Source organism: Streptomyces misionensis (assembly GCF_007896895.1).
GTDB lineage: Bacteria > Actinomycetota > Actinomycetes > Streptomycetales > Streptomycetaceae > Streptomyces > Streptomyces misionensis_A.
The window spans coordinates 1-959 of sequence record NZ_VOGW01000093.1 but is presented as its reverse complement, the minus strand read 5'-3'; the positions used below and the strand labels follow the sequence as shown (position 1 = coordinate 959).

General features: G+C 69.7%; 1 protein-coding gene. It reads left to right on the top strand.

The genetic code is table 11. The annotated features are described in order from the left end of the window. Window positions 1-407 precede the first annotated feature (407 nt). A partial coding sequence (locus tag FRZ03_RS16390) for a DUF3662 domain-containing protein (protein WP_146465901.1) occupies window positions 408-959 on the top strand: 552 nt, incomplete at its 3' end.

Here is a 959-nt window from a genome sequence, read left to right as displayed (position 1 = left end):
CCCCACACCCGTGACCATCAGCACAGCGCCCCGTCTCTTCAGCGCGTATGAAGGAGTGCCGGTTCACGTGGTGGTTCTCGTGGCGGTTCTCGTATCAAGGAGACCTGGTTCACGTATCAACCTCGTACCGGTCCCGGCCATCTCCCCAGGAGGCGGGCCGGGAGCGAGGCCGGGTGCGGGACACTGGTGCTCGGCCGCCTCTACGATCCATGCCGGGAAGGGTTCCCGCGCGCTGGTCCGGGGAGGAGTTCGAAGCGGACCGGCTGGGGGAACCGGCTGTTTGCCGGGGGCGTGGATACGATCAGTAAGCAGTACCGGAAGCAGTACCGGCGGTACCCGGCGAGGCAGCGCACACAGCAGTACGCAGAGCACGGCAAGGAAACGGCAAAGGACGGAGGAGGTGCCCCATGGGAGTCCTGAAGAAGTTCGAGCAGCGTCTCGAAGGTCTGGTGAACGGCACCTTCGCCAAGGTCTTCAAGTCCGAGGTCCAGCCTGTGGAGATCGCCGGCGCGCTGCAGCGCGAGTGCGACAACAACGCCACGATCTGGAACCGCGACCGCACCGTCGTACCGAACGACTTCATCGTGGAGCTGAGCGCGCCCGACTACGAGCGCCTCAGCCCCTACTCCGGCCAGCTCGGCGACGAGCTGGCCGGCATGGTGCGTGACTACGCGAAGCAGCAGCGCTACACGTTCATGGGCCCGATCAAGGTCAACCTGGAGAAGGCCGACGACCTGGACACCGGGCTGTACCGGGTGCGCTCGCGCACCCTCGCCTCCTCCAGCGACCAGCAGGCGCCGGGCCCGGCCCCGGCCGCGCAGAGCCCCGCGGCCCCGGCCGCCGGACGCCCCGGCCAGGGCGGGTACGGCTATCCGCCCGCCGGCGCCCCCCCGATGCCCGCCGCTCATCGGGGCGGCCGCGGGGCGCTGGGTGGCGGGTTGCGGGTAGCCGTAGCCGCC